Consider the following 26124-nt stretch of genomic DNA (forward strand, 5'->3'; position numbering starts at 1 on the left):
CCCCCCCCCCCCCCCCCCCCCCCTTTCTTCAAGTAGAGAACGGGAATCCGAAAACATCGGTGATTGGAATTCAAAGGAGAGCTCTCGCGACCAGGGACCCGCCGGGCCCAGCTGTCGCTGCGCGCGAAGGCGCCGCGCCGGGCCGCGGGACGTCAGCCCGCGGCCCGCCGCGGCCGGCGCGCGCTCAGGGGTAGGACACCACGTTGGACGGTGTGGTGCTGGTGCCCGAGGTGCCCGATCCCGTGCTGTTGATGACGTGGTTGTACTGGCCCATGCCGCCGAGGGAGATGACCAGCAGGTCGTGGAACTTCACGCCCGGCTTCTGCGGCGCCTCGAAGCCGTGGTCGACCCTGATGCTGGGGTCGGAGGTGAAGTTGCAGTAACTGCCGAGCCCCCAGGCCTCGTGCGTGCTGACCGCGTCGTCCACCTTGTAGGCCGCGTACCCGGCCGTCGAGCCGTTCTGGATCGCGGCCTGGTTCGGTGCGTCGTAGGCCAGTTCGTTCTGGAAGAAGATGGTGCGGCCGCCGTTGCCGCTCCACTCGACGCAGTACTTGTTGAAGTGCTCCACGAACAGGCCCGTCGCCAGCACATTGGCGCCGTTGACCCGCAGGCCGTAGTCGGCCCTGTTGGTGTCCCAGCCGACGCCCGCGCCGTGGTCGGCGCGCCAGATCCAGGTGTGGTCGATGATGGTGTCGTGGCTGTTGATCTCCATGCTGGTGGTCGCCTTGCCGGCACCGGCGCCGCCGATCCTGACGAAGACGTCCTGCACGGTCGTCGGGTTGGAGCCGTGGCCCGCGGAGGCGCCCGAGGGCCCCACCCGCAGCAGGTAGGGCGAGTTGGTGGTGCCGGCGTCCAGCAGGAGGCCCGCCAGCCTGATGCCGTCCACGTCGGCCGTCTGCAGGGCGGTCACCCCGTTGTCCGGGATGATCGTCGGGTAGCCGATGCCGAGCACGACGGTGTTCGCGCGGGTCACGTTGATGGTCTGGTCGACGTGGTAGATGCCAGGCGTGAACAGCAGGTTCAGGCCCTGCGACAGTGCCTGGTTGATGGTGGCGGCGGTGGCGCCCTCCTTCACCACGTAGAACTGGGACAGCGGTACGGACGTACCGGGTGTCGAGCCGTTCGCCCAGGAGACCCCGCGGGCGTTGGTGCGCAGCGACGGCACGAACACCGCGTAGTCGCCGCCGTCGAGGTAGAGGTAGGGCTTCTCACGGGAGACCGGCGTGGTGTCGAGCGTCGTGTAGACGGGGTTGGGGAAGCCCTGCGCCGGGGCGCCGACCACGCCGGAGAACACCATGTTCCAGACGCCGTTGCCCCAGCCGCCGATCTGGCTCTCGCGCGTGTACCACTGCTGCTGCGAGTAGGGGGAGATCGTGCCGTCGACCCGGCTGTCGGCGATGTAGCCGCCGCTCGCCCAGCCGTAGCCGTTGGGCGCCAGGTTCAGGCCGCCCTTGATGTGCATGCGGCGGAACGGCGCCGCCTGGGCCACCGCCCACCGGTCCGTGCCGCTGACCGGGGTCAGCGCCATGTTCTCGGCCGAACGCCAGAAGTTCTGCGTGGCGTTGCCGTTGAACCAGCCCGCGTCCACGGTGACATCGCCGTTGATCTGCACGTCGTCGGGGTTGCGGCCGAGGCCGGCGATCGACGTGTAGAAGCCGAGCTGCGCGTTGAGGCCGTTGTACGTACCGGGCTTGAACAGCAGGGCGTACCTGCCCGTGCCGAACTGGGCCGACTCCTGCTTGCTGAAGACCGAGTCGAGCGTGGACTGGATGCCCTGCGTCGACGGGTCGAAGACGATGACGTTGGGGCCGAGGTCACCGCCGCCCGCGACGGCCGCGGCAGCCTTCTTGCCGTGCTTCGCCCGCTTGTGGGGCGCGGCGTTCGCGGTGGCCGCGGGCAGGAGGGCGGAGCCGATGACGGCGCCGGCCACGGCGCCGGCGAACGCGCGCCTGCTGAGCTGGGGGGATGCGTCCTGACGTGCGGGATCCCGGGGAGGCTGCTGCATGGGGGGATGGACCTCCAAGGTCGCGGAAAAAACGGGGGAGAGGTGGGGAGAGGGGGACGGGGGCGGGCGTGGGGAGGGTGGGAGAGTGCGAGAGAGCGCTCTCTGCGGGTAGCCAAGATGGTTCCCCTGTGTCTCGCACGCGTCAAGACTTGTGCGCCAACCGGCCCCTCCGGCGCCCTGATTCGTCAACAAGTGACAGCGGAACGCGGGCGCTTGACCTCTCGTGCCCCTCCCTGCGCGGGTGCCTGTTCGGGTTGTGACGGCGTGCCCGGATCAGTGCGTGAAGATTGACTCGGCGTGGGCGGGGAACCAGGTGCACTGAGGCCGAAAACAAGGCTTGCGGAAGGAGTGATCCGGATGCGTACGAGCGGGCATGCCCATCGGTGTGCCGCGCGTGTCACCTACGCGCTGCCCAGTTCGGACACCTCGGCCGGCTGGGCGCGCTATCTGACCGACGCCTACCTCACCCGCGACTGCGGGGGCGACATCCCCCGCGAGCGGATCGAGGACGCGCGACTCGTCGTCTCCGAGCTCGTCACGAACGCCACCAGGCACGGCGCGGGCAACTGCCTGCTGCGGCTCACGGCCGGGCCGGGCCGCGTCACCGTCGAGGTGCACGACAACGGCCCGGCGTTCCCGGCCCTCAGGGAGCTGCGTCCCGACGACCCCGTCCTCGCGCCCGAGTCGCCCGAGGCGCTGCCGGAGAGCGGCCGCGGGATCGCGATGGTGCGCGGGCTCTCCAGCCGCTTCTCGGTACTCGGGGAACCCGGAAACGGCAAGACCGTGCAGGCGGTACTGGCGGGCTGAGCCCGCCGGCCGAGGCGCCCGTCCCGGCTGCGCGCCGTTGCGTCCGCTGCCGTATCCGGCAGTGCCCGGCAGGGCCGCGTAAGCCGTCCATGGCGGAGCCGCCGTCCTGTGGCCGTACAAGGCCGCGAACGCCTCGCACCGGTCGCCAGGGGCTCCGCCAGGCCGTCGGCCCACCCAGCGATCCCGCCGCTGTCCGTGCCGGGCCCCGGCTTTCCCACCGCGGCCCACGACCTCCGGCGGAGCAGGCGATCACATCGCGTCGGCCACCGCGTCGAGCCACCGCGCGTGCGCGTGGTGGCTCGCCGGGTTCTCCGGGTTCCACGGAAGGACCTGCGCCCGCCGTGTCATGGCGCTCCAGGACGCGTTGCCCGCCAGCAGGCGGGGCGGCGCCGCGTTGGCGCGTACGTCCGCCAGCACGATGTCGGGCCGCAGCGCGGCGGCCTCGGCCCATTCGGCCGTGCGCCAGTTCGCCCCGCCCTCGCCCTCCGGGTCCACCAGCTCGACGCCCAGGTCGCCGAGGGCCCGCAGGCCCGGCCAGGTGGCGGGGCGCGCCAGGTACGCCGTCCGCTCGTCCGCCGCCGACAGCGCCAGCACGCGGGGCCGCGCCGGCCGCGCGGCCAGGGAACGCAGCCGCGCCTCCGCACGCGCCAGCTCCTCCTCGCCGTGCGCGGCCGCGTCCGGTTCCGCGCCGAGTGCCCGTGCCAGTTCAGTGAAACGGCCGCGCACCTGCGCGAGCGAACGCGACGTGCCCACGTCGATCACGGCCACCGGTACCTGCTCGCCGAGGTGCTTGGCGGCATTGGGATCGAGCCCGTAGACCTGGTCACCGCCGTACGTCACCGCCACCACCAGGCCGGGATCCGCCGCGACCAGCGCTTCGACGTCGACGCCGCTGCCCGAGCCGAAGGACCGTATCTCCTCCATCGGCAGGCCGCCCGCCTTGGCCGGGTCCTGCGCCCCGCCGTCGTGATGCGAGCCGAAGACCCCCGCTGGACGCAGGCCGTGGTCCCACAGCGTCGCGCCGGCCTGGATGTAGGCCACGAACCGCGTGGGGCGGCTCGGCGCGGTGACCCGCAGGCCTCTGTCGTCCGTGAACTCCCAGGTGCTGTGCGCGTCCATGTCGCTCCCGCCCCGAGCCTGTCGCTCGTCCCGTCGCTCCGTCTCGTGCATGGCGCGCGAGGCGCCCCTCACTCACTGCCCAGCGGGACGGGCGCGGATGCCACCGCGCACGCGTGAGGGGCCCGCCGGCGAGGCGGGCCCCTCACGGAGGCGGCTATTCCTTGTGGTAGCCGTACGCCTCCGAGGCGGCGGCCGCCACCGCGTCGAGGTCGCCACCCGCCGACGCGGTCACCACCGCCGCGACCGCGCCCTCCACGAACGGCGCGTCCACGAGGCGCGCGCCCTCGGGCAGCTCGTCCCCGTCCGCGAGCAGCGTCTTCACCGTCAGCACCGCGCTGCCCAGGTCCACGAGCAGCGCGACGCCCGCGCCACCGTCGACCTCGGCAGCGGCGGCGGTGATCAGCTCGGAGCTGGTGCCGAGCCCGCCGTCCGGTGTACCGCCCGCCGCCGCCACCGGGGCCGTCGCCCCGCCGCCCGCGAGGCCCTTGGCCAGCTCGGCGACGCCGGACGCGACCGCCGCGCTGTGCGACACGAGCACGATGCCCACCTGGCCGCCCGCGCTCACTGCCCGGCCTCCGCCGTCTCGGCGAGCACACCGATCAGCAGCGCCGCCGACGTGGCGCCCGGATCCTGGTGGCCGATGCTGCGCTCGCCCAGGTAGCTGGCCCTGCCCTTGCGCGCCTGCAGCGGGGTCGTCGCCTCCGCGGCATCGGCGGCGGCGCGCGCGGCGTCCGCGTACGACTGCCCGAGGCCCGCCACGGCCGGTTCCAGCGCGTCGAGCATCGTCTTGTCGCCCGCCTTGGCGCCGCCCAGCTGCGCGACCGCCGCGACGCCCTGCCCGAGCGCCTCGGCCAGGGCCGCCCTGCCGACGGCCGGCGCGTCGCCCAGCGCCTTGCCCGTGCGGCGCAGCAGCGTCCCGTAGAGCGGCCCCGACGCCCCGCCGACCGTCGAGATCAGCTGCCGCCCCGCGAGCGTCAGCACCGCGCCGGGGGTGGCCGGCTCGTCCTTGGCCAGCGTGTCCGCGACGGCACGGAAGCCGCGCTGGAGGTTGCTCCCGTGGTCCGCGTCGCCGATCGCCGCGTCCAGGTCCGTCAGGTGCGCCGCCTCGCGCTCCACCGCGGCCGCACAGGCAGTGAGCCACCTGGTGAAGAAGGCCGCGTCCAGGCCCGTTCCCGGCTCTTGCTCTGCCACGTCGTCTCTCCTCATGCTCAGCGGCCCCACCGCAGGGCGGGCGTCGCCACCGGCGCGTCCCACAGGGCCAGCAGGTCCTCGTCCACCACGCACAGGGTCACCGAGCAGCCCGCCATGTCCAGGGACGTCACGTAGTTGCCGACGAGCGTACGGGCCACGGAGACACCGCGCTCCTCCAGCACCCGCTGGACCTCGGCGTTGAACCCGTACAGCTCCAGGAGCGGCGTGCCGCCCATCCCGTTGACCAGCGCGATCACCGGCCCCCGCGGCTCGAGGTCGTCGAGGACGGCGCCCACGGCGAAGTCCGCGATCTCCCTGGAGGTCATCATGGCGCGCCGCTCGCGGCCCGGCTCCCCGTGGATGCCGATGCCGAGCTCGAGCTCGCCCTCGGGCAGGTCGAAGGTGGGGCTGCCCTTCGCCGGCGTGCTGACGGCGGTCAGCGCCACGCCGAAGCTGCGGGAGGCGGCGTTGACCTGCCGGCCGATCGACTCGACCCGTTCGAGCGGCATGCCCGCGTCGGCGGCGGCACCGGCGATCTTCTCGACGAAGAGGGTGGCGCCCGTACCTCGCCTGCCCGCCGTGAACAGGCTGTCCGTCACCGCCACGTCGTCGTTGACGAGCACCTTGGCGACCTGGATGCCCTCGTCCTCCGCGAGTTCGGCCGCCATGTCGAAGTTCAGCACGTCCCCGGTGTAGTTCTTCACGATGAACAGCACCCCGGAGCCGCTGTCCACGGCGGCGGCCGCGCGGACCATCTGGTCGGGGACGGGGCTCGTGAACACCTCACCCGGGCAGGCGGCCGACAGCATCCCGGGACCGACGAACCCGCCGTGCAGCGGTTCGTGCCCGGAACCGCCGCCCGAGACGAGGGCGACCTTGCCCGCGACGGGCGCGTCGCGCCTGACCACGACCCGGTTCTCTACATCGACGGAGAGGGCGGGATGAGCGGCGGCCATGCCGCGCAGCGCGTCAGCCACCACGGTCTCCGCCACGTTGATCAGCATCTTCACGGGTATCTCCTCACAAGGTCGTGCCCACGACTGCGATCCGCGGCCATCAGATCATCAGTATCCGCCGCCCACTGGTCCCCGTCATGGCGGCGGGCAGCGGGGGCCGGGGCGCGTGCCGGGGCGCGTGCCCGGGCGGGTGTCGGCCCCCGCCCTGTGGGCACTCGGCCCGCACGACGCCCGCCGCGACCACGGGAGCAGACATGGCTGTGCGCCACCTCTACGTCGACCGGGACCCGGAGGTCCTCTGGTCGGTGCTGAGGGACCCGTTCCGCTACAGCGAGTGGGTCGTCGGCACGTTCCGCTCGCACCCCGAGGAAGGGCACTGGCCCGACGTGGGCTCGTCGATCGCCTACGAGGTGCGGCTGGGGCCCGCGCGCATGCGGGGCACCACCGTGTGCAGGCGCCACGAGCACCCCAGGGAACTGGAGCTCGAGGCCCACGCGGGACGCCTCGGCACCGCACGCATCGCGCTGGACATCAGGCCGTGGGGGGACGGGACGCTCATCATCGTCGACGAGCACCCGCTGCGCGGCTTCGGCGGCGCGGCGCACAACGGCGTCAGCGACCGGCTGATCCAGCTGCGCCACCGCAGGATGCTGGCCAGGCTCGGCCGGGTCGTCGAGGCGATGCCGCGCTCGGGCGTCCCCGCCGGCGCGTGACCCCGCGGCACTCGGTCGTGTTCACGTCGCGCCCGCGCTTGCTCAGCGGGCGCCGTCCGTACCCGCGTCGGCAGGCGCCGGCTGCTCGCGCTGGAAGGTCGCGTACAGCAGCCACAGCGACGGGACGAGGAGCAGGAACCCGACGGCCAGCGAGATCAGGCACGCCGCGAGCACGGCGTCCGTCGAGGCCGCGTCGCCGACGGTCGTGGACGGCACCAGCATGTTGGGGTACTGGGCCCCGCCCCAGGACCACAGGATGGCGGCCACCGCGAGCGCGGCCACCGCGCGCGCCCACACGAAGTGGTCCCTCACCAGCAGCACGAGCCCCACCACGCCGGCCACCGCGCTGACGACGACGAGCGGCAGCGCCCGGTGGGTGAGGCCGTGGAAGAGCACGGTCGCGTCCTCGTGCAGGATCGCGATGCCCGCCAGAGCGACCACCCCGCTCGCCAGCCCGCTCAGCACGGCCCTGCGGCGGAACTGCGCCGCCAGCGCCGCGTCACCGCCGCGTGCGGCGTCCTGGCACAGGTAGACGGCCGCGAGGTGCGCGCACGCCAGCACCGCGAGCACGCCGCCGAGGAACGAGGTGGGATTGGCCCAGCTCGTCACGGTGTCTCCCGCCGCGATCCCGGCAGGCACCCGGCCCGAGGCGACGCCGCCCGCCACCGTGCCGAGGAAGAACGGCGTCAGGACGGACGAGAGGGCGAAGCACGCGCCGAACAGGCGCTGCTGCCACAGCTCGACGCTGGCCTTGCGGAAGGCGAACGCCGCACCGCGGGCGATGATGCCGAGGGCCGCCAGCGTCAACGGGATGTACAGCGTGGACAGCACGGCCGCGAAGACGGGCGAGAAGCCCGCCCACAGCAGGACGAGCACGAAGATCAGCCAGACGTGGTTGGCCTCCCACACCGGCCCGATGCTGTGCTCGATGAACCGGCGCTGCGGCAGGCCGCGCTTGTCGCGCCCGGCGAGCAGGTCCCAGAACCCGGCGCCGAAGTCGGCCCCGGCGAACAGGGCGTAGCAGGTGAGACCCGCCCACGTCACGGCGAGCGTCAGGTCTGCGAGCACGGTCGTCTCCCGGTGTGTGCGGGCTCGATGGGGACTGGCGGGACGCGAACGAACCGGGTCAGGCCACGGGGTACCCCTCGACGTCGCTCTCCTGCGGGGCAACGGGCACGGGCGTGTCGCGGGTCATCCGACGCAGCACGTACACCGCGGCGGTGGTCATCGCGGCGTAGACGAACAGCACCAGCCACAGCCCGGTCATCAGCCCAGGGGCGGGATTCACCGCGTCGCGGACACGCATCACGCCCCACACCACCCACGGCTGGCGCCCGAACTCCGTGACGCACCAGCCGCACTCGAGGGCGACGACGGCGGCGGGCCCCGTCACGGCGGCGAGCAGCAGGAACAGCCGCGTGCCCCGCACGGCGAGCGGCGCGGTACCGGTGCGCCTGCCCCACCACCACGCCAGCAGCAGCCAGACGCCCATCAGCAGGAGGAAGCAGCCGAGCCCGACCATCACGTCGAACGAGAGATGGACGCTGGTGACGGTCGGCCAGTCCTCGCGCGGCACCCGGTCAAGCCCCTTGATCACGGTGGACGGCCGGTAACCCACCAGCAGGGACAGGCCGTCGGGGATCTCCAGGCCGTAGCGCAGCCGGTCGCCGTCCGCGAAGCCGAGCACGGTCAGCGGCACGTGGGAGTGCGTGTGGAAGACGCCTTCGATGGCGGCCAGCTTCGTCGGCCGGAAGTCGGCGAGGAACCGGGCTGCCCAGTCCCCGGCGACCAGCTGGAACGGGGTCACCACGGCGCCGAGGACGAACGGGATGAAGAATCCCGTGCGGTGGTAGGTGTCACGGCGGCCGCGCAGCAGCGCCACCGCGTACACGGACGCCGTGAGGAACGAGGCGACCATCAACGCGGCCAGCACCATGTGGACGCTCTGCGGCGGGCTCGCCGGATTGAGCATCGCCGCCCAGGGGTCGACGTGGACGACCCGGCCGCCGCGCAGCGTGTAACCGCGCGGCTGGTTCATCCACGCGTTCGCGCACACCACGAAGAAGGCGGACAGGATGCCCGCCACCACGATCGGCACGCCGGTCAGCAGGTGCATCCGGGGCGGCAGCCGGTCCCATGCGTACAGGTAGATGCCGAGGAAGATCGCCTCGATGAAGAACGCGATGCCCTCCAGCGCGAACGGCAACCCGATGACCTGGCCGAACTTGCCCATCAGCCCCGGCCACAGCAGCCCCATCTCGAAGCTGAGGATCGTCCCCGACACCGCCCCGACGGCGAACAGCACCCCCATGGCGCGCGCCCACCGCCTCGCCAGCAGCCGATGCGCCGGGTTGCCGGTGCGGATGCCGTACCACTCGGCGGCGAGCGTCAGCAGCGGCAGGCCCACGCCGAGGCAGGCCACCACGATGTGCCACGCGAGGGAGAAGCCCATCTGCGCCCGCGCGGCCGAGAGGTCACCCGGCGTCACGGCGCCCGATGCCGCGTAGGGCGGCAGGAGGGCTGCCGCGAGCAGGCTGGCGGGCTGGGACACGGGCGTCTCCTGGATACCGGGGCCTGTGGCCGCCCAGGGGCCGGGCGGTCGGCGTGCTGAGGGCCGCAGTATTCCACCCGAAACACCCCATAGCCGCCCATTGGGCCTGCGGGTCGCTCCCCGAAAGAGCCGAGGCAGGCAGCCGGAAGCAGCTTTGACCTTCAAGCTGCTCGAAGCCCGACAATCACCTGCATGGACGACACAGACGCACTGATGGGCATCGGCGCCTTCGCCCGCAGGGTGGGGCTCGCACCGAGCGCCCTGCGCTTCTACGACGACTGCGACGTGCTGCGGCCCGCCCACGTGGACGACGCGACCGGCTACCGCTACTACGAGCCGGAACAGGAGGCGCGAGCGGTCCTGGTACGCCGGCTGCGCGAGGCCGGCATGCCGCTCACCGAGGCCTCGGCGGTGCTCGACGGCACCCGCGAGGAGGCACGCGCCTGCCTGGAGGCGCACGCCAGAAGGTCCCAGGAGGCCGCGGAGACGACCAGGTCGGCGATCCAGGACCTCCTCCGCGAGGTGACCGGCGGCGAGGCCCGCGGCGAGGCGGAAATCGGCGGCGCGGAGTTCGCCGCAGCCGTGCGCCAGGTCGCCCCGGCCGCCGCGCCGGTCACCGAGCGCGAAGAGTTTCCCGTGCTCGGCGCCGTACTGATCGAACTCGAACACCAGGAACTGCGGCTGGTGGCCACGGACCGCTACCGGCTGGCAGTCCGCGCGCTGCGGCTCGCCTCCGCGCTCGGCGCACCACGCCGCGCTCTCGTCGCCGTACCCGACCTGGAGGACGCCGCGTCCTGGGCCAAGGGCCTCGTGGACGTCACCGTCGAGATGGACGACCGCGGCGTGCGGCTGCGCGGCGACGGTGCCGTGCGTGAACTCGGGTGCGTGGAGGGGACGTTCCCCGACTACCGCACGGTACTCGACGGCCTGCCCAAGGCAGGGCAGCGGATCGTCGCGGATCGTGCCGCCCTCCGCGCGGCGATCCTCGGCGCGCGGGCCGACGGACCGGTGACGCTGAGCGCCGACGGACGCCGGCTCACCCTCGTACTCCCAGGATCGGCCACCACCACGCTCGACGCCGTCTGTCTGGGAGGGGCCGTGCGCGTCCTGTTCGACCCGGCCGTGCTGCTCCCGGCGCTCGACGCCGGGGTCGGCCCCGACGTGCTGCTCGAACTCACCTCACCGGACGAGCCCGTCGTCGTGCGCTCAGCCGACCAGGGCAGTTTCACCACCCTCGTGATGCCCGTCCGCGACGGCGGATGCGGCGTCAGGAGTACTGCTTGATCAGGGACTCGAGGTAGGTGGCGGCTTCCTGCGGCGGGTTCGCCTCGGTGACCAGCCGGTCCATGATCAGCGAGTACTGGTCGATCTCCTCCTGCTTGTCCAGGTAGACCGCGCCCGTCAGGTTCTCCAGGTAGACCTTGTCCGGCAGGTCGGGCTCGCTGAACCGCAGGATCGTGATCGGCGTGCCCGCCGCGGCCATCGCGCCCACGCTGAACGGGGCGATCTGCAGGGTGACGTTGGGCAGTTCGGCGATCTCCATGAGGTGCTCCATCTGGTGGCGCACCACCTCGGGCCCGCCGAACGGGCGGCGCAGCACGGCCTCGTCCACCACGGCCCACAGCCTCGGCGCCCCGTCGCGCGTGAGCAGCCTCTGGCGCTCCATGCGCAGCTCGACGAGTCGGTTGATCTTCGACTCGGGCGCGTCCGGGTAGCCGAGACGCGTGACGACCCGGGCGTACTCGGGCGTCTGGAGCAGGCCGGGCAGGAACTGGACCTCGTACGTGCGGATCAGGGACGCCGCCTCTTCGAGGCCGACGTGCAGCTCGAACCAGCTCTCCAGCACGTCGTTGTACCGGTGCCACCAGCCCGGGAGGCTGGCCTGCCTGGCCATCTCCACGTAGTCGGCACGCTCTGCCTCGTCCACGACGTGATACAGCGTCAGCAGGTCGGCGACGTCACGCTGCTTGAAGCCGACCTGGCCGCGCTCGAGGCGGGTGATCTTCGCGTCCGACGCGCGGATCTCCTTGCCCGCCTGCACGCGGGTGATGCCGCGCTCCTGCCGCAGCCGGCGCAGGCGCCCGCCCAGCAGGACGCGCAGCGCCGTCGGGCCGATCTGGGGCCGGTCCAGGTAGTGCCTCAGCGAGGACTGCTCACCGTTCGGCCGCGGCATGGCGGTCATGACAACTCCCGTATGGCGACTACGTGGACACGAACACCCCAGTGTTCCATCCCGGACCCCGCCGCGTACAGCAGGGGCACGAATCGTCGCTCCGGGTGAGCACGGGCCCGCCGCCGTGAAGGGGCGCGGGCCCGCCGCCGCGGGCGCGCGTCAGCCGGTGAACCCGTCGAACTCGCCGTCCTTCGCACCCGCGACGAACGCGGCCATCTCGGCGCGCGTGTAGACCAGCGCGGGGCCCTGCGGATGGCGGGAGTTGCGTACCGCGACGGCGCCGTCCGGGAGCGCGGCCAGCTCCACGCAGTTGCCGCCTGGAGCGCTGTGCAGGCTCTTCGTCCAGGTGACGCCCTCGATCAGGTCGGACCGCGTCCCGTTGTCGGTCTTCCGCATGCCAGCCGCTCCTCTTGTCTCACGGGCGCCGCCTGGGCAGGCGTCACCTTCTGCAATTGCATCTGCACTTGATGCAGCAATTGCGTTCCCCCGACTGTAATTGCAGATGCAGTTGCGGCACCATCCCCCTCAGGGGGATAGTGGGCGGCGATCACCCGCTTGTGATGAACTGGCCGCTCCACGGAGATCGCGATGACATGCCGCCCGAACGGACCCTCAGGTGCCTTACACGGGGCCACCGTCGACCGTCTGCTGCAGCGCGTGTCGCGCGACGCCTTCCCGCAGGACGGTACGGTCGCGGCCCCGCGCTTCACGGCGCGCGCCCTGCCCGCCGACGGCCAGGCGGTCGGTGAGGGACGGCAGTTCACCGGCTCCACGCTGCACGGCTGGTCACTCGGCCCCCTGGTGGACAACGCCGCGCTCATCGTCTCGGAGCTGCTGAGCAACGCGCTGCGTTACGGGCTCGGCGCGCTCCCGCCGCGGCACGCGCCCGGCCCGCCCCTCTGGCTCGGCCTGCTGCGCCGCCGCGGCACCGTGCTGTTCGCGGTCTGCGACCGCAGCACGGCGGTGCCCGAACTCAGGGAGCCGGACTACTTCGCCCAGTCGGGCCGCGGCCTGCACATCATCGACTGCCTCAGCGAGACGTGGGGCTGGACCACGCCCGACACCGACGGCAAGGCCGTCTGGGCGGCGGTCGCGTGCGGCGATGAGCCGCGCTCCGGGGCCGAGCTTCCGCCCGATCCGGCGCGGGAGCGCGAGGCGGTGCCCGCGCTCGGTGAGCCGGTCAGGGGCGCGCGATGGCGGTAGGCGCGAGGGCCGTTGCGTCGGCCGCCGCACCGGCCGCCGTACGGGCGTGCGGAACGCGGGTGGCTGTCCGAGCGGGCAAAACGGTCTATGGTGCGGGGGAGTTGGCAGGGGAAAGGGTGGGAGTGCGATGCCGGACACACCGGACTGGATGACACGGGGCGAAAGCCGCGCGCCGGTCGATCTGAAGACCGACCGGCCGCACGCCGCGCGCGTCTACGACGTGCTGCTCGGCGGCAAGACCAACTACGAGCCGGACCGCGCCATGGCGGCGCAGGTCGTCGCCAACGTGCCCACCGCGCAGCCGACCGCCAGGGCCAACCGGGACTTCATGCTCAGGGCGACGCGGTACCTGGCGGCCGAGGCCGGCGTCCGGCAGTTCCTCGACATCGGCACGGGCATCCCGACGCAGCCCAACCTGCACGAGGCCGCCCAGTCCGTCGCACCGGACAGCCGGGTCGTGTACGTGGACAACGACCCCATCGTGCTGGCGCATTCGCGCGCGCTGCACACCAGCGACCCGGCGGGCCGTACGGCCTACATCGACGCGGACGCGTCCGATCCGGACGGCATCCTCGCCTCGGCGCTGCTGCGCGAGACCCTCGACCTCGACCGCCCGGTGGCGCTCAGCATGTGCCTGCTGCTGCACTGGCTGCCCGCGACGGCCGACCCGTACGCGGTCGTCCGGCGCCTGGTCGACGAGCTCGTCCCCGGCAGCTTCCTGGTGATCACCCACCTCGCGCGCGACCTCGACCAGGACGGCGTCGGCGGACTCGAGTCGGACTTCGAGTCCTCGGGATCCCAGTTGCAGGGACGCACCAAGGACGAGGTCCTCGGCTTCTTCGACGGCCTCTCGCTCATCGAGCCGGGGCTCGTGGTGCCGCACATGTGGCGCCCGGAACCCGTCGCGGTCGACATCGGCAGCGCGGACATGCGGGTGGACGAGCACAGGGCGCCGATCTGGGCGGGCGTCGCCGCCAAGAAGGACTGAGAAGGCTCTGGGCCCGGGCGGCCGGCGGCCTGCTGAGGGCGGAGCAAGAACCTCACTCGGAAGAGGCAACTCGCCGCCGGATTCGGTACGCGTGCCGCGCGACAGGTGAAGGAACCCCCGTCCCTTTCACCAGCAGGAGGTACCGAATGCGCACGAACATCGCCCGCGCCGCGGCCGTCGTCGCCCTGGGCATGGCCGCCCTCGTCCCCGTCACCGGCACGGCGTTCGCGGACGGCCACGACCACGGCCGCCACGTCCACCACGACCACGGCGTCGGCTTCATCGGCGCGCACGGCAGCTACGCCAACCTGGGCGGCCCCTACGGCATCACGTACGCCGAGGGCGGCTTCCTCGCGGGCGGCGCCCACTAGTCGCGGTCCGCGACCCGGACGTCTGTACGAAGGCCCCGCGGCGCTCCCGTAGCGCCGCGGGGCCCTCGTGTGCCCGGGACGGATGGCCTGGGCCCTCAGAGGCTGTTGTCTTACCCCCTGCGGGGGCCGAGTCGCCTGGCACAGCCATCTCCGGCGTTGTCGTCGGTCGCCGACGCTCCGCGTCGACTCCCTCCTCCGCCTTGGACCTGACAGCGCCAACCCCCTCGGCCTGATCCCACACTGGGTAAGACAACAGCCTCTCACTCCAGCACGCCGAGGTCCCGGTCGGGCCGGCACGACGGGCAGGCGCGCACGCCGTCCCGGCCGAGCGCGTCCAGCGCCTGGACCCGCGTGAGCGGCCGCATGCCGGGGCGCAGGTCCCAGCACCCGCCGGTGTGCAGCCAGACCGTCGTCCCCGGGCGCGGCCCCCTGGCGTCGCTGATGATCCAGTCCCCGGCGGGCGGGCGTGCCTGCTGCCGCTTGAGGTGCTCGCGCCGCTCCTTGTCCGCCGCGCGCTCCTCGTGGGCGATCCAGGTGTCGATCCGGCCGAGCTCCTGCTCCACGTACCGGCGCAGGAACCGCAGGAGGTCGAGGCGCGAGGGCGGCGGTGGGCCGTCCGTCATCCGGCCCGCACCCCGTCGTACCGCCGGGGGAGCGGCGAGACCGCATGACGTCGTTCGTTCATGCGTTCGATATTAGGGTGCGGCGCCCGTCGGCGCCACACCGGCCCGACGCCAACGGCACACCGGCCCGACGCCGACGGCGCCGGACCGGTGCGGTGGATCGGTCAGCTTCCGCCGAGCACCTTCAGGGTCTGGCTCGCCATCGCCCGCTCGCCGAGCGCGTTCGGGTGGACGGGCACGTAGTTGCTGCCGAAGAGCACCGGCTCGATCCAGCGCGTGCCGACGGGCGCGCAGGCGTCGTGACCCTCGGACACGCCCGACATGTCGACGAACGTCGCCCCCGTGTCATGGGCGGCCCGCTCCACCGCCGCGTTGAGGTGCGTCTGGATGTCCCGCACGTACGGCACGTCGCCCGAGGCGATGGGCATCTTCAGGAAGCATGACGGGTCGGCCTTCGCGGGCACGATCCACGGGTAGCCGAGGATGGCCACACGGGCGTTCGGCGCCTTGGCCCGCACGGCCCGCAGGGCCGAGCGCACGGCGGGGTACGTGCTGTTGTCGATCGTCCGGTCGAACGAGTTCCCGTACAGGGCCTTGCACGGGGCGCCGTTGCCGACCGTGACGACCCCCGCGGAGCCGCACGCGAGGAGCGCGTCGATGAAGGTGTTGTTGTCGTTCCCGCCGATCGTCATCGTGACGAGCCGGGTGCTGTCGCCGAGGGCGTCGAGCTGCGGGGCGACCCCCGGGTACTGGGAGCCCGCGAAGTCCTTGGTCTCGGCGCCGCCGCAGGTGACGTCGGTGAGCCGGTCCCCGGTGCGGGAGGCGATGACATGCGGGTAGTCGGCCGTCGAGCGGGCACAGAGCAGCGAGGCGGTGGGATCGAGCGGCAGGATGCCGGAACCCGCGCTGTAACTGTCGCCCATCGCGACGTACGGCAGGGGGGTGGCGGCCTGGGCGGTGGGGGCGGTGAGTCCGAGCGCCACCGCGCCGGCGGCGGCGGTGGCGGCGGTGAGTCCTCGGATCAGGGCGCGCATCGACATCTGCGGTCTCCTCGGGTCAGGCGTGAGGGTGCCCGGCGAAGCCGGGCGTGAAGTGAGCGGCGCCCTGCGGAAGTTACTTGCGAGTTACTTCCCGGTCAACGGTTTGCGCAAGATCGCTCGTGTACGGAGGGAGAACGCCCGCACCCGGGCGGAGGTCACGGTGCCCGGACGGGCCGTCCTGCGGATCGTCCTGTCAGCGGGCCGCGCGCGCCCCGGCCGGCGAGCGGCGCATCACGCGGCGGGCCAGCCGGGCCACGCGCACCCGGTGGCGGCGCCACCACAGGAACGCCCAGGCCAGCTGCCCGCCGCCGAGCACAGCCAGCACGGCCGCCGCGTCCCACCTGTCCCACGGGCCGCGCCCACCCGCCGCATGGCGGACCGCACCGGAGAGCAGCCCGACGTCGGCGGGCAGCGTCACCGCCGCCATCGTCGCGAGGCAGGCGGCCGTCCCGGCCACCAGCAGGACGCTGAACGCCCGGACGGCCCGCCGCTCGCGCACCCCGAAGCCCGCGCTCGGATCCACGGGCGCGGGCCGGCCGCGCAGCCGCCGCCCCGCGCGCGCCACCAGGAAGCGCGCGTACGCCGTGCCGTCGCCGTACAGGTCCTTCGCGCCCGCCAGGTCCTCCAGCACGAAGTACACGTCCGTGCGCATGAACACCATGAACTCGAACGGCAAGGAGAGCAGCGAGACGACGGCGAGCGCCGCCACCAGGCGGCGGGGCGGCCCGTCGGGCAGGGACCCCGCCGCGAGCGCGAGCACGCACCCGGCCGAGACGGTGAGGTTGAAGGCGATGCCCGACAGGTAGACCGTCAGCCGGTGCCTGCGCGGCGCCGTCACGATGCCGCTCACATCGGTGTGCGCGACGAGGAACTGCAGCCGTGTCCCCATCCTGATCCGGCCGGGCACCCCCGCCGCCCGCGCGGTCACCAGGTGGCACAGCTCGTGGAGGAACACCAGCGACCAGCCGCACACGAACTCCACCGCGAGCACCACACTGCCGTGCCGGCTGAACAGCAGGTCGTGGTACGAGGGCAGCAGCGCGGGCTGCCGCGCCACCGCCACCACGGCGGCGAGCACCGCGAGGAACGGCACGGCGAGCAGCGCCGGGTGCAGCAGCCGGCGGACGTGCCCCTCGCGCAGCCACGGCCAGGTCGGCCGCACCGGGGGCGGCGAGGCCACAGGGACGCCGTCGATCGCCGCGACGAACCCCAGCTCGACCAGCGCGGCGACGAACGCGGGCAGGTCCAGGTCGCGTCCCGTGCGGTCCACGAGCCGCTGCCTGGCCTGCTGGACGGTCAGGCCCGCGGCGAGCAGTTCGACCGCGTCGTGACCCGCGTCAGGCAGGGCGACGAAGTCGCCCGTGTCCATCCGGCCCACGATCCACTCCGCGCCGTCCCGCCGGCCGCGCAGCGGATGCAGGGTGACCCGGACGGCCTCCGCGCCCACCGGCGTGCTCACCGTGCGCCGTCACCGCAGGCCGGGCAGTCGGCGAGGCGCGGCCCGTGGTCCCACACCGTGTCGCTCGGCAACGCCAGATTGACACCGAACCCGCTGCCCGACGGCAGCGCGGGCACACCGGTGAGCAGCGCCAGCACCGCGTGGGCGAGCAGCATGCCGGACAGGCCTGCCGAGACCGCGTTCACGGGGTTGTGCGGCAGGTGCGCCGAGGCCAGTTCGGGGTCCTGGCCCGGCGCGAGGCGCAGGTCGGCCTCCGCATAAGCACTGGTGTGCCGGCACTCCCAGCACGCGCCGTCGCCCGGCCGAAACGCCTGCGCACGGACGGCGGGCCCGTGATAGCCCGCCGTGGCCCACGGCGTGCCGCTCGCCAGACACGCCGCGTTGGCGGCGCGACGGATGGTACGAGGCTGGTCGGCGGCGAGCGCCAGGACGTCGAAACCCGCGACCAGCGCGGCGATCCCGGCACTGTCGGACACGTTCCGCCGCTCCGCTGTCACCTCGATGTCGCCGTTCACCGCACGCAGCCGCTCGGCCGCGGCCACCACCTTGGGCCGGCCGATGTCGCCCTCCCCGTACAGCACTTGGCGGTTCAGGTTGGACAGCTCCACCACATCGCCGTCGACCAGGTGCAGCAGCCCCACGCCCGACGCGGCCAGCGCCTGCGCCGCCGAGCCTCCCGTGCCGCCGACGCCGAGCACCACGACGCGCGCCTGGCGCAGCCGCCGCTGCACCTCCCACGCGGAGGCGCGCGCGGACAGGTCGGTCCAGCGGTAGAACGCCACGCCGCGCCCGTACCGCTCCTGTTCACGAGCGGAGAAGCCGTCGGGACGCGCGGCGGCGTCGTCCACGTACCCCGACGACACCAGTTGCCCGAGCGCCGCCCGCACGGCGTCCCCGCCGACGTCGGGGTGGGCGCGGCACACCTCCGCCACGGCGTCGGGCTCCGAGCGGCTGCCGTCGAGCGCACACACCAGCGACCACACCCACCCGCCCGGGTCGGCGATCTCGGCGCCGATCCCGTACACGACACCCCCGATGCGCACATTGCCGTCCACCGTGCGGTACGCGGCGTGCTCGGGCTTGACCCGGGGCCGCGCGAACCGCGGCGCCGGGCCCGGCCCCGTCTCGCACACCACGGCCCCGTCAGGTGCCGTTGGCGTTGCTGTCGCCGGTGGTCTCCTTCTTGTCGAGCTTGCGGATGACGATCACGTCGGCCATGCGGACTCCTCTCGCTCGATGGGCGGCAACGGCCCTGTCAGGAACCGCCGTTGCCGCCGTTGTCGCCGGTGGTCTCCTTCTTGTCCAGCTTGCGGATCACGATCACGTCGGCCATGGTGCCTCGCTTCCGCCGGGCGGTGCCGGCATCGGACCAGGGACACGGGGCGGCCGGCGCCCCGCATCCGATTCCGCTGTGGCTGCGGCAGGCGGCCCGGCGGCGACCGCCGGCGCGCCTGCCGCCACCACTGTCACCGGAATGCCGGCTTCTGTCGAGACCCCGGGCGGCCGCGCCCCGCACGAACGGGCCCTGTTCCCCGGGTCGTTGTCATCCGATGAGGTCGCGCAGCGCCTTCGTTACCTCGTCCGGCGCCTCCTCCGCCATGAAGTGGCCGCAGGTGACCGTCGTGTGGCGCAGGTCGGCGGCCCAGGCGCCCCACAGCGCCGCCGCGTCGTAGCCGAGTGCGGCGCCCCAGTCCTGCTGCAGGACCGCGACCGGCATGGCGAGCCGATTGCCCGCCGCGCGGTCCGCCTCGTCGTGCCGCACGTCGATGCCCGCCGACGCACGGTAGTCGGCCACGATCGACGGAACGGCGCCGCGGCACGCGTCGAGGTAGGCGGCGCGCACATCGGCCGGGAGCGCGGCCGGATCGTTCGTCCAGACGTCGAGGAAGTGGCCGAAGAAGGCGTCGGGGGCCGCGGCGATCATCCGCTCGGGCAGGCCAGGCGGCTGGGCCATCAGGTAGAGATGGAAGCCGACGGCGGCCGCCGCGCCGTGCATCGCCTCCCACATGTCCAGGGTCGGCAGCACGTCAAGGCAAGCCAGGTGGGTGACGGCGGACGGGTGGTCGAAGGCGGCACGGAACGCGACCAGCGCCCCGCGGTCGTGCCCGGCCAGGGCGAAGCGGTCGTGGCCGAGCGCCCGCGCGAGCGCGACGACGTCCTCGCCCATGGTGCGTTTGGAGTAGGTGTCCTGGCCGTCCTCCGCGGGCTTGCCGCTCGCGCCGTACCCGCGCAGGTCGGGGCAGATCACGGTGTGGTCGGCGGCCAGCCGGGCGGCGACATGCCGCCACATGAGGTGGGTCTGCGGGAAGCCGTGCAGCAGGACGATCGCGGGCCCCGCACCGCCGACGGCGGCGCTGAGGGACACGCCGTCCGCGACCGGCACGCGGTGGTACTCGAAGCCTGGGATGACGGGAGCCATTGCTCGCGTTCCTTTCCGTGGGTGACTGTGACCAGGTGTTCCAGCCTCACGGCCGCGGATGAGCATCCGATCAGCACGTCCTACGCTGACCGGCAGGCAGGCCGGGAAAGACAGCACGCGGGCGCGGGAGAGGACGGTGCGGGCATGGGCGTCTCCATCGGGGTCCTCGGGCCCGTGCTGGCGTGGGACGGCGAGGGCGGCCAGGTCGCCCTGAAGGGCCCCCGCCATCGCGCCGTCCTCGCGCGGCTCGTCGTCGCCAGGCGCCGGGTCGTGCCCGTCACGCGCCTCGTCGAGGACCTGTGGGACGAGCCGCCGCCCGACGCGGTCGGGGCAGTACGCACCTTCGTCGCCGTCCTGCGCCGCGCCGTCGAACCCGAACGGCCGCCGCGCGCGACGCCCCGCCTCCTCGTCACCGAGGGGCCCGGATACGCGCTGCGTCCGGAACGCGACGCCGTCGACGCCTGGCGCTTCGAGCACGCCGTGACCGCCGCGGCCGGCCTGGCGCCCGCGCAGGCGGCCGAGCGGCTCGACCGGGCCATCGGCTGGTGGCGCGGCCCCGCCTACGCCGACTTCGCCGGCGATCCCTGGGCGCGCACGGAACGCGCGCGCCTCGCGGAACTGCGCCTGCGGGCCGTCGAGGCACGGGCTCAGGCGCTGCTCGCGCTCGGCCGCGCAGCCGAGGCCGCCGCCGGCCTCGACGCGCACGTCGCCGAGCACCCGTGGCGGGAGAACGCCTGGGGCCTGCTGGCGCGCGCCCTCTACCGCGACGGCCGCCAGGGCGACGCCCTCGCGGTCCTGCGCCGCGCCCGCGCCCTGCTGGCCGGCCGGCTCGGCGTGGAGCCGGGGCCCGCGCTGCGCCGCCTGGAGGAGGACATACTCGCCCAGGCCGGGCATCTCGGTCCCGGCGGCGGCGCCGAGGAAGTGTGGGCCAGGGCGGCGGCCGCGTACGACAGGACCGTGGCGGTGGGCGCACGCGCGCGCCTCGAATCGACGGTGGGACTGCTGCGTGACCTGGCGGTCACCGGCGGGCCCGGCCTCCTGGCGGCACGCGAGCACCGGGTGGCCGCGGCCCTCGCCGCGGAGGAGACGGGCGACGCGGAACTCACGGCCCGCGTGATCGGGGCGTACGACGTGCCCGCCGTGTGGACCCGCGTGGATGACCCCGCGCAGGCGGCCCGCGTCGTGGCAGCCGCCGAGCGCACCCTCGCCGCCCTCCCGGACGACGGCCACGACAGCGCCAGGGCCCGGCTGCTCGCCACCATCGCCGTGGAGACCCGCGGCACCCCGCCCACGCCCGAAGGCGCCCCGCCGTCACGTGGCCGCACGGCGGCCCTGCGCGCCGAGCGGCTCGCCCGCGGACTCGACGACCCCGCCCTGCTGGCGTTCGCCCTCGACGGGCTGTTCATGCAGACCTGCCACCGCACCGGCCTCGCCACCGAGCGCGACGCCATCGGCGCGGAGCTCGTCGGGCTCGCCACGCGGCACGGCCTCGTCACGTACGAGGTGCTCGGCCACCTGATCCGCTGCCAGGCGCGCTCCGCGCTGGCCGACTTCTCCGCGGCCGACCGGCACGCGGACGCGGCCACCGCCCTGGCGCGGCGCAACGAGCTGCCGCTGGTCGACGTGTTCACCCGCTGGTACCGCGCGATGCGCCTCGCCGCGAGCGGCACCGCGCCCGCGGCCGAGGCGGCCGCCGCCTACCGCTACGCGGCGGCCGCGCTGGACGGCGCGGGCATGCCGGGCCTGGAGCGCGGCCTGCTGCCGCTCGCCCTGCTGTCGCTGCGGGTGCGCGACGGACAGCCCGCGGACGCCGGCGAGGCTTCGGGCACCGACTGGGGCCCCTACAGGCCCTGGGCCCTGCCGCTGGTGCTGCTGGCCGGCCACCGCGAAGAAGCCGCGCGCGCCGCACTCCGCGCCCTTCCCGACCCGCCGGGCGACCTGCTGACCGAGGCGATGTGGTGCCTCGCCGCGCGCGCGGCCGTCACGCTGGGGGACACGGAGGTACTGGCGCGGGCACGCGCCGCCCTCGCGCCCGCGGCCGGGGAGCTCGCCGGTGCGGGCAGCGGGCTGCTCGCCCTCGGGCCCGTCACCGCGTACCTGGACGAGATCGACGCCGCGCTCGACGTGCCGAGCGGACGGTAGGCGGCCGCCCAAAGGGCGTCGGCTCAGCGCGCGTCAGCCCAGCGCGCGTCGGCTCAGCGCGCGTCAGCCCAGCGCGCGTCAGCCCAGCGCGCGTCAGCCCAGCGCGCGTCAGCCCAGCGCGCGTCGGCCCAGCGCGCGTCAGCCCGCGTCCGTCAGCCCGCGCCGGGGTGCGGACCGTGGGATTCGCGGGCACCTGCCTCGGGCTCGCCGAGCGGGTACGGCTCCGTGAGGTGTTCCAGCGTGCCCGTGATCTCCAGCATCCGCGTCAGGTGCGGGGGCCGGTCGGCCAGCCGCAGGCCGACGCCGGCGGCCGCCGTGAGCCGGCGGGCCATCAGCAGCGCGGCCAGCCCGCTCGAGTCGCAGGACGTCAGATCGGCGCAGTCCAGGCACACCTCGTCCCGGCCCGGACCGGTCAGCTGCCCGCGGACCGCGTCCACCAGATCGTCCGCCGTGTCGAGGTCGAGCTCGCCCGCGAGCCGCAGCGACACCCCGCGCGGCGCCGTCTCCACGGTCACCGTGAAGCCGGAGGGCGAAAGGGCCGTCATGCGTCCTCACCCGCCTCGGGCAGCGCGCTCAGCGCTTGGGTCAGCATGGCCGTGGCGCGCGGGAAGTCCGCCAGGCGCCCGCCGAGGATGTGCAGGGAGTGCGTCAGGGACACCGCCGGCACGTGCCGCACCGCGAGGATCTCCGCCGTCCAGGCGATGAACCCCGTGAACAGCTCCGCGTCGTCCACGTACAGGGCGGTCGCCAGGAACTCCACCACGTGGGCGATGTCCTCGGCGGTGTGCCGGCGTTGCGCGTCCGTGTAGGAGCGCATCCCGGGGAACCGGCCGGCCAGGACCGTGAGGACTTCCTTCACCAGCTCGGACCTCGTCCGGGAGACCATGGTGTACTCCTGGTCCGCCAGGTGCGGCAGGTCGTCAACCGGCTGGTGCGCCGCGAGGCCCGCGGCCCGGCGCAGCCCCTGGGCGAGCCGGTCGGCGGCGGCGCGGGCGTCGGGCGCCCAGGCGTCCGCGCCCAGCGCCCTCGCGTACCGCCCGTCGGGTCCGAAGGCGGCGCCGCCCACGAGCACCGGCGTACCGGCTGCCTGGCAGGCGGTGATCGCCGCGTGCGCCATCGGCAGCCGCGTCGCGATCGACGAGGACAGGGCGACGACGTCCGGGGCGGTCTTGTGCAGATGCGCCACGAGGTGGGGCGACGGGACCTGCGCGCCGAGGAAGTCGACGCGCCAGCCGCGCAACCGCAGCACCTCGGCCAGCAGCCGGGCCGGCAGCGCATGCCACTCGCCGTCCACGCACGCCACCGTCACCCGTCCGCGTGCCGGCTCCGCCCTGGCGCGCGGATGGTGGGCCAGCGTGCCGATGACGCGGTCGTTGATGGCGCTGGCCGCGTGCTCGGCCGCGACGCTGAGCCGGTTCGCCGCCCACTCGACGCCGACGCGGTGCTGCACCGGGGCGATCAGATCGAGGAGGGCCGATTCCGCGGGGACGCCGTCGTCGAGCGCCGCGAACACGACCTCGACCGCCGCGTACTCGTCGCCCTCGCCGATCGCGTGCCACAACCGCTCGCGTGCCGCCACGATCGCGGGGGCTCCCGCCTCCGCCTGGGCGGCCGCCGCTGGCCGTGTACTCGTCATGCGGTGAACCTGCCCCGTGTGTGTCCGTCCACCGCGCTCAGGTGTGTGGTGCGCGGCGCGGTGATGGCGACGACGGCCATGTCGTCGTGCCTCCTGTCTCCCACCCACTCGGACGCCAGCATCTGGATCCTCTCGACGACCGCCTCCGCCGGCAGGCCCGCGCATTCCGCAAGTGCGGACTTCAGCCGGCCGTCACCGAACAGTTCGTCCCCCAGCGGTCCGCCCCTGGCCTCGGTGATGCCGTCGGTGAACAGCAGGCACGTCTCGCCCGCGGCGAGATCGGCCGTCACCGTCCGTGAGGTGACGCGCGGCAGCACCCCGACCAGCGACCCGCGGGTGTCCGCCTCCTCCACGCCGCCGTCCGCCCTGACGATCAGTGGCGCCGGGTGGCCCGCGCTCGTCAGCCGCAACCGGACGCGCCCGGCGCTCCGTCGCACGGAGGCGAGGACCATCGTCGCGAACCGGGTGTGGTGCGAGTTGACCAGCGCTCCGTTGAGGAGGTCGAGCACCCGCTGGTGATCGCCGGCCATCGGCAGCAGCGCCTGCACGGTGTTACGGATCTTGCCGGTGAGCACGGCGGCGTCAAGGCCCTTGCCGCACACGTCGCCCAGCACCACCAGGGACTCCTCGCCCGGCCCCTCGCCAGGATGCACGTCGTAGAAATCGCCGCCCGCGCGCTCGGCCGCGCCCGAGGCGCGGTAACCACCCGCGAACTCCACGCCGTTCACCTGGTGCAGCGACGGCGGCAGGAGGTCGCGCATCAGCGTGTCGGTGATGCTCGCCTGCTCCGCGTACAGCCTGGCGGCCGACAGCGCGGCCCCGGCGCGCGCGGCGAACAACCGGGCGAACACCTCCTCGCTCTCGTCGAACGCGCGATGATCGTCCCGCCGCAGCAGGACGACGGCGCCGGCCGGCACGCCATGGCCGGGCAGGGGAGTCACCACGACCGAGCCGACGGGCTGCGAGAGCCCCTCGGGTACCGCCCATTCCGGCAGCAGCGACGGGTCGATCCAGCGCGAGGGGACCGGGGGGAAGCCTTGCAGCGCCTCGCTCAGACCCGGCACGGCGGCCGGGTCCGCGTGCACCGACCGGCGCCGCACCACCCCGCCGGGACCCGCGTAGGCCACCGGATAGTGCCGCCGCGCCGCCGGGGCGACGACCACGGCCGCGTCGGCGAGGTGCCGGGCGGCGAGTTCCGCGGTCACCTCCATGCAGCGGTCGACGTTCAGCGAGGTGAGCAGGGTGCTCGACGCCTCGGCGAGGAACGCCGTCCGCTCCTGCTCCGTGCGCAGGGCCTTCTCGGCCAGCCGCAGTTCGGTGTCGTCCACCAGCCACCACACGACCTCGCCCGCCGCGGCCGGCGTCGGACGTGCCTCGAAGCTGCGGCCCGCCAGCTCGCCCCGGACCATCCCGAAGCGCCGCTCCCCGTCCGTGGGCCGTGTCGCGGTGACGAAACGGCGGTGCGCGTCGGCCAGCCAGGCCGGAACCGCGTCCGCGAGCGGCGCGCGCGGCCGGGCGGTGGGCAGCAGCGCACCAGCGGCCGCGTTGACGTCGACCACGGCGCCCGCGGCGTCCGCCCGAAGGGCCGGACAGGGTGCGTCGGCCCAGGTGGTTCCCGGTGCGGGCCGGGTGGTCCTCGATCCGTCGTAGACGTACTCGGATGTTTCCACGTGCATCGGCTCGCGTGACGCGGGCCTCACCACCCTCCGCTCGAACGGAACGTTTCCGTCCGGCAACTGTCCCTCATGGGCCGGGCGCGGGGCAAGCCGCGCCGGAGCCGGCGGCGCGGGCGGACGGGCTCCGCCACGCGGCCGTCATGGGATCAGCGACGTCACGGAATCAGGGACGTCGCCGCGTCAGGACGTGCGGACAGCGGCATGGCCACACGCACCGTCTTGCCCGCGTCCGAAACGGTGACGTCCGGGGTGCCGGCGAGCCGGCGCATCAGGGGCCAGCCGTAGCCACCCGTGCCCGCGGCGCCGCCGGGTGCCCGCGGGACGGGCACGCGCGTGCTCGCGTCGGCGGCCGTGACGACCAGGCAGCCGTCCTCGACGGTCGCGGTGAATCCGGTCAGGCCGCCCCCGTGCCGCAGCGCGTTGGTCACCAGCTCGGAGGTGATCAGCAACGCGTCGGCGACGAGCGTGCCGTGCGGTCCCGGCCCCTCGGGGGCCCAGCCCTCACGCGTCAGGAGCGCGTGCACCCGCCGGCGGGCTTCCGCCGCGGTCCTGGGGACCTCACCGGCGCCCGCGGCTCGCAGTCCGCCGCTCACCGGGAGAGTGCGGCTTCCACGGTCTCCGCGAACGAGAAGGCCTCGCGCGTGCCCGTTACCTCGAAGAGCCGTCCCACCACGCCGTCGAGCGGCCCGGCTATCACCAGCCGCCCGCCGGACGCCCGGCACCTGCCCCGCGCCCGCAGCAGTACGTGCAGCACGGTCGAGTCGGCGAACGTCAGCCCGGAGAGGTCGGCCACGACCAGGGGCGGCGACGACGCGTCCGCCTTGTCCAGGGCCTCCTCCAGCAGATACGCGTTCTCGTCGTCCAGGGAACCGGTCGCGCGCACGACACGGTCACCCCCGTCCGTCGTGTCGACGACGACCGTCGCAGAGTTGTCCACCACGCACGCATGTTCTCATGCCCTTTCGCGGGCCCGCCGAGCCCACCGTGCGGCCGCGCGGTCCCTCGGAGCAGGCGGGCCCGGCCGCGCGGACCCGCCCGCACGGCCGGGACCG

At 74.0% G+C, this 26124-nt stretch carries 26 protein-coding genes; 7 read left to right on the top strand and 19 right to left on the bottom strand.

The genetic code is table 11. The annotated features are described in order from the left end of the window. Positions 1-184: 184 nt before the first annotated feature. Positions 185-2005: a pectate lyase-like domain-containing protein gene (locus JFN87_RS07200; RefSeq protein ID WP_209339062.1), complete on the bottom strand. Its 1821-nt coding sequence runs from the start codon at positions 2003-2005 to the stop codon at positions 185-187. Positions 2006-2362: 357 nt separating this feature from the next. Here JFN87_RS07200 and JFN87_RS07205 point away from each other — a divergent pair, with 357 nt between their 5' ends. Further along, on the top strand, positions 2363-2812 hold the full coding sequence (locus JFN87_RS07205; RefSeq protein WP_209339063.1) for an ATP-binding protein: 450 nt from the start codon (positions 2363-2365) through the stop codon (positions 2810-2812). A gap of 249 nt (positions 2813-3061) precedes the next feature. Here JFN87_RS07205 and JFN87_RS07210 read toward each other — a convergent pair whose 3' ends face one another. The 4 genes from JFN87_RS07210 to dhaK form a co-directional block, all read right to left on the bottom strand. After that, positions 3062-3931 carry an ABC transporter substrate-binding protein gene (locus JFN87_RS07210; protein WP_209339064.1) on the bottom strand — a complete coding sequence of 290 codons (870 nt, stop codon included), beginning with the start codon at positions 3929-3931 and terminating at the stop codon, positions 3062-3064. Between the two features lie 154 nt (positions 3932-4085). Next, on the bottom strand, positions 4086-4496 hold the full coding sequence (locus JFN87_RS07215) for a PTS-dependent dihydroxyacetone kinase phosphotransferase subunit DhaM (protein ID WP_209339065.1): 411 nt from the start codon (positions 4494-4496) through the stop codon (positions 4086-4088). Then, the gene (dhaL, locus tag JFN87_RS07220) at positions 4493-5137 is read right to left on the bottom strand and encodes a dihydroxyacetone kinase subunit DhaL (RefSeq protein WP_209339066.1); all 645 of its coding nucleotides are present in this window, start codon (positions 5135-5137) and stop codon (positions 4493-4495) included. Before dhaL ends, JFN87_RS07215 begins: the two co-directional genes overlap by 4 nt. Before the next feature lie 2 nt (positions 5138-5139). Further along, on the bottom strand, positions 5140-6132 hold the full coding sequence (gene dhaK, locus JFN87_RS07225; RefSeq protein ID WP_209339067.1) for a dihydroxyacetone kinase subunit DhaK: 993 nt from the start codon (positions 6130-6132) through the stop codon (positions 5140-5142). Between the two features lie 200 nt (positions 6133-6332). On the opposite strand from dhaK, the gene JFN87_RS07230 reads away from it, so the two are divergent. Next, on the top strand, positions 6333-6791 hold the full coding sequence (locus tag JFN87_RS07230; protein WP_209339068.1) for an SRPBCC family protein: 459 nt from the start codon (positions 6333-6335) through the stop codon (positions 6789-6791). A gap of 42 nt (positions 6792-6833) precedes the next feature. On the opposite strand, the gene JFN87_RS07235 is transcribed toward JFN87_RS07230, so the two are convergent. Both JFN87_RS07235 and JFN87_RS07240 read right to left on the bottom strand, forming a co-directional pair. Further along, the gene (locus tag JFN87_RS07235; RefSeq protein WP_209339069.1) at positions 6834-7859 is read right to left on the bottom strand and encodes a cytochrome d ubiquinol oxidase subunit II; all 1026 of its coding nucleotides are present in this window, start codon (positions 7857-7859) and stop codon (positions 6834-6836) included. A 58-nt stretch (positions 7860-7917) separates the two neighbouring features. Next, entirely contained in the window at positions 7918-9342 is a 1425-nt protein-coding gene (locus tag JFN87_RS07240; RefSeq protein ID WP_372449194.1) for a cytochrome ubiquinol oxidase subunit I, read from the bottom strand. A 192-nt stretch (positions 9343-9534) separates the two neighbouring features. Between JFN87_RS07240 and JFN87_RS07245 the strand changes: the two genes are divergently transcribed. Beyond that, complete coding sequence (locus JFN87_RS07245) at positions 9535-10626, top strand: DNA polymerase III subunit beta family protein (RefSeq protein ID WP_209339070.1); 1092 nt, start codon at positions 9535-9537, stop codon at positions 10624-10626. Here JFN87_RS07245 and JFN87_RS07250 read toward each other — a convergent pair. Both JFN87_RS07250 and JFN87_RS07255 read right to left on the bottom strand, forming a co-directional pair. Next, positions 10610-11524, bottom strand: coding sequence for a Sco1979 family transcriptional regulator (locus JFN87_RS07250; protein WP_209339071.1), 915 nt, complete (start codon positions 11522-11524; stop codon positions 10610-10612). The two genes, JFN87_RS07245 and JFN87_RS07250, sit on opposite strands and share 17 nt — an antisense overlap. A gap of 150 nt (positions 11525-11674) precedes the next feature. Continuing rightward, the gene (locus JFN87_RS07255; protein ID WP_030902072.1) at positions 11675-11911 is read right to left on the bottom strand and encodes a DUF397 domain-containing protein; all 237 of its coding nucleotides are present in this window, start codon (positions 11909-11911) and stop codon (positions 11675-11677) included. A gap of 261 nt (positions 11912-12172) precedes the next feature. Here JFN87_RS07255 and JFN87_RS07260 point away from each other — a divergent pair, with 261 nt between their 5' ends. The 3 genes from JFN87_RS07260 (at position 12173) to JFN87_RS07270 (ending at position 14077) form a co-directional block, all read left to right on the top strand. After that, on the top strand, positions 12173-12718 hold the full coding sequence (locus JFN87_RS07260; RefSeq protein ID WP_209339072.1) for an ATP-binding protein: 546 nt from the start codon (positions 12173-12175) through the stop codon (positions 12716-12718). A gap of 127 nt (positions 12719-12845) precedes the next feature. After that, complete coding sequence (locus tag JFN87_RS07265; RefSeq protein ID WP_209339073.1) at positions 12846-13706, top strand: SAM-dependent methyltransferase; 861 nt, start codon at positions 12846-12848, stop codon at positions 13704-13706. A gap of 146 nt (positions 13707-13852) precedes the next feature. Beyond that, entirely contained in the window at positions 13853-14077 is a 225-nt protein-coding gene (locus tag JFN87_RS07270) for a hypothetical protein (RefSeq protein WP_209339074.1), read from the top strand. 260 nt (positions 14078-14337) lie between these two features. On the opposite strand, the gene JFN87_RS07275 is transcribed toward JFN87_RS07270, so the two are convergent. From JFN87_RS07275 to JFN87_RS07295, 5 genes are all read right to left on the bottom strand, one after another. Further along, a complete protein-coding gene (locus JFN87_RS07275; RefSeq protein WP_209339075.1) occupies positions 14338-14700 on the bottom strand; it encodes a DUF6233 domain-containing protein in 363 nt (120 codons plus the stop codon). Positions 14701-14864: 164 nt separating this feature from the next. Beyond that, on the bottom strand, positions 14865-15740 hold the full coding sequence (locus tag JFN87_RS07280) for an SGNH/GDSL hydrolase family protein (protein ID WP_209339076.1): 876 nt from the start codon (positions 15738-15740) through the stop codon (positions 14865-14867). Between the two features lie 193 nt (positions 15741-15933). After that, a complete protein-coding gene (locus tag JFN87_RS07285; RefSeq protein ID WP_307865345.1) occupies positions 15934-17199 on the bottom strand; it encodes a hypothetical protein in 1266 nt (421 codons plus the stop codon). Continuing rightward, the gene (locus tag JFN87_RS33540) at positions 17196-18332 is read right to left on the bottom strand and encodes a HesA/MoeB/ThiF family protein (protein WP_209339077.1); all 1137 of its coding nucleotides are present in this window, start codon (positions 18330-18332) and stop codon (positions 17196-17198) included. Before JFN87_RS33540 ends, JFN87_RS07285 begins: the two co-directional genes overlap by 4 nt. A gap of 410 nt (positions 18333-18742) precedes the next feature. Continuing rightward, positions 18743-19618 (bottom strand): alpha/beta fold hydrolase, encoded by an 876-nt coding sequence (locus JFN87_RS07295; protein ID WP_209339078.1) that lies wholly within the window; start codon positions 19616-19618, stop codon positions 18743-18745. Between the two features lie 144 nt (positions 19619-19762). Here JFN87_RS07295 and JFN87_RS07300 point away from each other — a divergent pair, with 144 nt between their 5' ends. Next, positions 19763-21760, top strand: a complete 1998-nt coding sequence (locus JFN87_RS07300) for an AfsR/SARP family transcriptional regulator (RefSeq protein WP_209339079.1) — start codon at positions 19763-19765, stop codon at positions 21758-21760. Between the two features lie 152 nt (positions 21761-21912). On the opposite strand, the gene JFN87_RS07305 is transcribed toward JFN87_RS07300, so the two are convergent. From JFN87_RS07305 to JFN87_RS07325, 5 genes are all read right to left on the bottom strand, one after another. Continuing rightward, a complete protein-coding gene (locus JFN87_RS07305; RefSeq protein WP_209339080.1) occupies positions 21913-22305 on the bottom strand; it encodes an STAS domain-containing protein in 393 nt (130 codons plus the stop codon). Beyond that, positions 22302-23396 carry a cobalamin B12-binding domain-containing protein gene (locus JFN87_RS07310; protein ID WP_209339081.1) on the bottom strand — a complete coding sequence of 365 codons (1095 nt, stop codon included), beginning with the start codon at positions 23394-23396 and terminating at the stop codon, positions 22302-22304. The genes JFN87_RS07305 and JFN87_RS07310 overlap by 4 nt, the downstream gene beginning before the upstream one ends. Beyond that, positions 23393-25072 (bottom strand): PP2C family protein-serine/threonine phosphatase, encoded by a 1680-nt coding sequence (locus JFN87_RS07315; protein ID WP_209339082.1) that lies wholly within the window; start codon positions 25070-25072, stop codon positions 23393-23395. The genes JFN87_RS07310 and JFN87_RS07315 overlap by 4 nt, the downstream gene beginning before the upstream one ends. A 155-nt stretch (positions 25073-25227) precedes the next feature. After that, positions 25228-25665, bottom strand: coding sequence for an ATP-binding protein (locus JFN87_RS07320; protein WP_307865347.1), 438 nt, complete (start codon positions 25663-25665; stop codon positions 25228-25230). After that, entirely contained in the window at positions 25662-26012 is a 351-nt protein-coding gene (locus JFN87_RS07325) for an STAS domain-containing protein (protein ID WP_209339083.1), read from the bottom strand. The genes JFN87_RS07320 and JFN87_RS07325 overlap by 4 nt, the downstream gene beginning before the upstream one ends. Positions 26013-26124 lie beyond the last annotated feature (112 nt).

This window comes from Streptomyces montanisoli (assembly GCF_017813245.1).
Classification (GTDB): domain Bacteria; phylum Actinomycetota; class Actinomycetes; order Streptomycetales; family Streptomycetaceae; genus Streptomyces; species Streptomyces montanisoli.

Bases quoted from the DNA above. Each gene is read 5' to 3' on its own strand.
- JFN87_RS07200 (WP_209339062.1), bottom strand. From the start codon at position 2,005: ATGCAGCAGCCTCCCCGGGATCCCGCACGTCAGGACGCATCCCCCCAG.
- JFN87_RS07205 (WP_209339063.1), top strand. From the start codon at position 2,363: ATGCGTACGAGCGGGCATGCCCATCGGTGTGCCGCGCGTGTCACCTAC.
- JFN87_RS07210 (WP_209339064.1), bottom strand. From the start codon at position 3,931: ATGGACGCGCACAGCACCTGGGAGTTCACGGACGACAGAGGCCTGCGG.
- dhaL (WP_209339066.1), bottom strand. From the start codon at position 5,137: ATGAGGAGAGACGACGTGGCAGAGCAAGAGCCGGGAACGGGCCTGGAC.
- JFN87_RS07230 (WP_209339068.1), top strand. From the start codon at position 6,333: ATGGCTGTGCGCCACCTCTACGTCGACCGGGACCCGGAGGTCCTCTGG.
- JFN87_RS07245 (WP_209339070.1), top strand. From the start codon at position 9,535: ATGGACGACACAGACGCACTGATGGGCATCGGCGCCTTCGCCCGCAGG.
- JFN87_RS07250 (WP_209339071.1), bottom strand. From the start codon at position 11,524: ATGACCGCCATGCCGCGGCCGAACGGTGAGCAGTCCTCGCTGAGGCAC.
- JFN87_RS07255 (WP_030902072.1), bottom strand. From the start codon at position 11,911: ATGCGGAAGACCGACAACGGGACGCGGTCCGACCTGATCGAGGGCGTC.
- JFN87_RS07265 (WP_209339073.1), top strand. From the start codon at position 12,846: ATGCCGGACACACCGGACTGGATGACACGGGGCGAAAGCCGCGCGCCG.
- JFN87_RS07270 (WP_209339074.1), top strand. From the start codon at position 13,853: ATGCGCACGAACATCGCCCGCGCCGCGGCCGTCGTCGCCCTGGGCATG.
- JFN87_RS07275 (WP_209339075.1), bottom strand. From the start codon at position 14,700: ATGACGGACGGCCCACCGCCGCCCTCGCGCCTCGACCTCCTGCGGTTC.
- JFN87_RS07280 (WP_209339076.1), bottom strand. From the start codon at position 15,740: ATGTCGATGCGCGCCCTGATCCGAGGACTCACCGCCGCCACCGCCGCC.
- JFN87_RS07295 (WP_209339078.1), bottom strand. From the start codon at position 19,618: ATGGCTCCCGTCATCCCAGGCTTCGAGTACCACCGCGTGCCGGTCGCG.
- JFN87_RS07300 (WP_209339079.1), top strand. From the start codon at position 19,763: ATGGGCGTCTCCATCGGGGTCCTCGGGCCCGTGCTGGCGTGGGACGGC.
- JFN87_RS07305 (WP_209339080.1), bottom strand. From the start codon at position 22,305: ATGACGGCCCTTTCGCCCTCCGGCTTCACGGTGACCGTGGAGACGGCG.
- JFN87_RS07310 (WP_209339081.1), bottom strand. From the start codon at position 23,396: ATGACGAGTACACGGCCAGCGGCGGCCGCCCAGGCGGAGGCGGGAGCC.
- JFN87_RS07315 (WP_209339082.1), bottom strand. From the start codon at position 25,072: ATGCACGTGGAAACATCCGAGTACGTCTACGACGGATCGAGGACCACC.